This is a genomic window from Kineococcus indalonis, assembly GCF_009906395.1.
GTDB classification, from domain to species: Bacteria; Actinomycetota; Actinomycetes; order Actinomycetales; family Kineococcaceae; genus Kineococcus; species Kineococcus indalonis.
The window spans coordinates 1-4,460 of sequence record NZ_JAAALM010000347.1; the positions used below are offsets into that span (position 1 = coordinate 1).

Here is a 4,460-nt window from a genome sequence, read left to right on the forward strand (position 1 = left end):
TCCAGCGGCGGGCCTGCTCCTGGCGGGCGGGCAGCTCCTCGGCGGTGACGGTGTTCTGCACGTCGGCGCGGCCCAGGACCAGCGGCGCCTCGGAGCCGACCTCGTCGGCGACGAGCAGGGCGGCGCCCACGACGGCGTCGGCCTCGCCGACGACGACGACGAGCTCGCCGGAGCCGACGCGCAGGGGCGCGGGGACCTCGATCTCGCGGGCCAGGCGCAGCACGTCCCCGGAGTCGTGGGGCTCGCGGTAGGGCGCACGGGCGGGCGCCGGGCGGTCGCTGTAGGTCGTCACAGAATCACGGTAAGTCAGGTCCATGTCAGCTGCCTCGTTGTCGTCCCCGTCGTGGGCGGCGCGCTCGCCGGCCACGCTGTTCATGCGCTCGGTCCCCTGCGGCACCCGCGTCTCGTGGCGCGGCTCGCCGCGCAGGTCGCGCGCCTCGGCGTAGTCGTCCGCCACCGCGTAGGGGTAGGCCTGGCGGCGCTCCCCCGCGGGCTCGAACGGCGCGTCGTACTCGTCCTCGGCGTAGCCGGCGCCCTGGGGCGCCGGGTCCTCGTCGGCGAAGCGGTCGCCGAAGTGGTCCTCCACGGGCGCCGGGCGGCGCAGCTCGGGGCGGCGGGGCGCACCGCGGCGCGCCTCGAAGCCCTCGCGCACCGGCGCCGGGCCCTCCTGCTCCCCACCGCGCCCGCGGCCCTCGGCCGGGACGTCGGTCCGCTCCAGGCGGCGGGGCGCGGCGACACCGTTGGCGGCACCGAACTGGTCAGGAGTCACGCGATCCTCCGTGGTGCGAGCGGGCAGAGCGCCGAACGGGGCGCCGGCGCCTGCTGCGGCAGCCGGCCGGCCCGGACGGGTCCCCGAAGGACGCGGCGACTGCCTAGTGACCGAGCGTACATCAGACGTGACGTTCGGTCGGGTGGAGCGGTCGCCCTCGCCGAGGGTGCGCACGGCCGCCAGCGTGGCGGCGAAGCCGTTGCCCTCGGTGGAGATCGGGCGGTGCGGCACCGCGGGGCGCTGCGGCGCCTGCTCGGCGCGGCGGCGGGGCGCGCCACCGCGCCCGGCCGAGAGCATCGCCTGCAGGCGGTCGGAGCCGTCCGCGGCGTCGGCCGCGGCGAGCAGGTCGCCCAGGCTGCGCTCGCCGCCGCGGGGGGCCGGCGCACCGGCGCGCTCGATGCGCTCGGCCTGGCGGCGGCGCACCTCCTCGCGGGCCTCCTCGCGGCGCTGCGCCTCCCGACGCTCCGACACCACACGTTCCTGCTGCACGCGCTCCGCCTCCCGACGCTCCGCTTCCGCACGGGCGGCCGCTCGCCGCTCCGTCTCCCGCTGCTCCGCCTCGCGGCGGTCAGCGGCCCTGCGCTCCGCTTCCCTGCGCTCCGCTTCCCTGCGCTCCGCTTCCCTGCGCTCGGTCTCCCGGCGCTGCGCTTCCCTGCGCTGCGCCTCGATCCGCTCGGCCTCCAGGCGCTCGGCCTCGACCCGCTCGGCCTCCAGGCGCTCGGCCTCGACCCGCTCGGCCTCGATCCGCTCCGCCTCCAGGCGCTCGGCCTCGACCCGCTCCGCCTCCAGGCGCTGCGCCTCGACCCGCTCGGCCTCGGCCTGCTGCGCCGCGGCCAGCTCGGCCGCGACCCGCTCCTCGTCCAGACGCCGCTCCTCCTCCCGGCGCGCCGCCTCGGCGAGCGCGGCGGCCAGGTCGACCTCCTCCACGACCTCCTCGGCGCCCCCGGCGGCGCTGGGGCCGTCGGTGCCGTCGGTGCCGAGCAGGCCCGCGGCGCGGGCGCTGCTCACGGCCCCGGAGGCCTTGAGCATCTCCACGAGGCCCTGCCGGGCCTCTTCGAAGTCATCGGCACGTCCGGCGCCGGACTGGAGGGCCTCTTCGGGCGAGTCGTCGCCGGCGGCCTCGGCGGCGGGGGCGGCGTGCCGGCCGGAGGTGGCCTGCTCGGCGGCGGCGGTGCCCTCGGCCGCCGCGGCCGCGCCGTCGGGGGTGGTGCCGTCGGTGTCGATCTCGACCGTCACTTCGTAGCGCTCCTTGGTGAAGAATCCGGCGACGCCTCCGGAACGGATGCGCTCGGCGCGGACGACGCGGGCGGCGTCTCCGTGGTCGTGGCGGACCTGCGCGAGCAGGTCCTGCAGGTCGGGCCCCTCAAGAAGCAAGTGCGTGGACACCGCTCACCGATCCAACCGTCTCGATCCGGGGGTGGTTGCTGACGTCGTCGTAGGAGAGGACGTGGAGGCGGCCGACGGCCACCTTGAGCAGCCGGCGCAGCGGAGCCCGCAGCGGGGGCGCGCACACCAGCACGGCGGAGATGCCCTGCTGTTCGGCACGTTCCAGGCAGGAACTTGAGGCCGTCACGAGGTGCTCGGCGGTGGCGGCGTCCAGGGCCAGGCTGGCGCCGTGCTCGCCGGGGCGCAGGCCCTCGGCGAGGGTGTGCTCCAGCAGCGGGTCCAGCGTGATGACGTGCAGGACGCCGTCCTGCTCGTGCACGGCGGCGACCGCCGGGCCCAGCGCGGCGCGGGCGGCCTCGACGAGGCCGTCGAGGTCGGAGCCCTGCTTGGCCTTCAGGCTCAGCGCCTCGAAGATGCGGGCCAGGTCGCGGATCGGCACCGCCTCCTCCAGCAGGGCCTGCAGGACGCGCTGCACCTCGCCCAGCGTGAGGACGCTGGGGGTGAGCTCGTCCACGACGACCGGGTGGGTGCGCTTGAGGGCGTCCACCAGGGAGCGCACGTCCTCGCGGCCCAGCAGGCGCGGCGCGTGGGTGCGCACGAGCTCGCCGAGGTGGGTGATCAGCACGCTGGCGCGGTCCACGACGGTGGCGCCGGTCAGCTGGGCCTGGTGGCGCAGCTCGGCCGGGATCCACTTGCCGTTGAGGCCGAAGACCGGCTCGACGGTGGCGCGGCCGGGCAGGCCGTCGAGGTTCTCGCCCAGGGCGAGGACCTGGCCGGGCGGGGCGGTGCCGCGGGCGACCTCGACGCCGGAGATGCGCACCGCGTAGGTGGACACCGGCAGGTCGAGGGAGTCGCGGGTGCGCACCGGCGGGACGACCAGGCCCATCTCCAGGGCGATCTTGCGGCGCAGGGCGCGCACGCGCTCGAGCAGGTCGCCGCCGACGGAGGTGTCCACCAGGTCGATCAGGTCGGGGGCGAGCGCGACCTCCAGCGGGTCCACGCGCATCTCCTCGAGCAGGGACTCGGCGGCCTCGTTGGGGTTGACCGGGGCCGGCGCCAGCTCGGCGAGCTCGGCGGCCCTCGCCTCGGCGGCGTCGCGCCGGGAGATGCGGGTGGCGGCGACGAAGCACAGGGCCGCGACCAGGAAGAAGGGCAGCTTGGGCATGGCGGGGATGAGCGCCAGGACCGCGGCGGCGCCACCGGCGATCTGCAGGACCAGCTTGTGCTGGCCGAGCTGCGCGATGGCCTGCGAGCCCATGTCGCCGGTGCCGGTGGCGCGGGTGACGATGAGGCCGGTGCCCACGCTCAGCAGCAGCGCGGGGACCTGCGAGGCCAGGCCGTCGCCGATGCTCAGCAGCGCGTACTGCTGGATGGACTCCGCCGGGCCCAGGCCGTGCTGGATCATCCCGATGGCGAAGCCGCCGATCAGGTTGATCATCACGATGATGATGCCGGCGATGGCGTCGCCCTTGACGAACTTCGAGCCACCGTCCATGGCGCCGTAGAAGTCCGCCTCGGCGGTGACGTCGGCGCGCCGGCGGCGGGCGGCGTCCTCGTCGATCAGGCCGGCGTTGAGGTCGGCGTCGATGGCCATCTGCTTGCCGGGCATCGCGTCCAGGGTGAAGCGCGCGCCGACCTCGGCGACGCGCTCGGCGCCCTTGGTGATGACGACGAACTGGATGACCACGAGGATCAGGAAGATCACCAGGCCGATGACCAGCGAGCCGGAGATCACGAAGTGCCCGAAGGCCTCGATGACCTTGCCGGCGTAGCCGTCGGAGAGCACCAGGCGCGTCGTCGCCACGTTCAGGCCCAGCCGGAACAGCGTCAGGACCAGGATGAGCGAGGGGAAGACGGAGAAGTCCAGCGGCCGCTTGACGAAGATGCAGGTCAGCAGCGCGATGAGCGAGCACGTGATGTTCGTCGCGATGAGGAAGTCCAGCAACGGCGCCGGCAGCGGCACGACGAGCAGCAGGATGATGCCGACGACGCCGATCGGCACCGCCATCTGCGAGAGGTTGCGAAAACGCACTGCACCGCCTGTCGTCCTGGTCACCCTGTCGGGTTCCCTCGTCCAGCGGCCCGTCCGTGGCCCTGCTGCGCCGTCCTGGCTACTGCCTCCTTCGGCACGCGCGCCCGGGTCCTTGAGCGCCCGCCCGGCGGGTGGTGCCCGGGCGGTGACGGCCGGTGGGCCGGCCCCGGGTGCGCCGCAGCCCCCCGCGGCCGGGGACGTGGCGTCCCCGGCCGCGGGGGGCTGCGGCGGGTGGTGCGAGTGGTGCGCACGGGGTCGGGCGGGGACGCCACG

General features: G+C 75.7%; 2 protein-coding genes. Both read right to left on the reverse strand.

The genetic code is table 11. The annotated features are described in order from the left end of the window. Positions 1-2,155, reverse strand: a 2,155-nt coding sequence (locus tag GTR00_RS15340; RefSeq protein WP_205705903.1) for a hypothetical protein, incomplete at its 3' end; no start/stop codon positions are given. Beyond that, positions 2,133-4,187 (reverse strand): flagellar biosynthesis protein FlhA, encoded by a 2,055-nt coding sequence (gene flhA / locus GTR00_RS15345; RefSeq protein WP_166612468.1) that lies wholly within the window; start codon positions 4,185-4,187, stop codon positions 2,133-2,135. The genes flhA and GTR00_RS15340, both read right to left, overlap by 23 nt. Between the last annotated feature and the right edge of the window lie 273 nt (positions 4,188-4,460).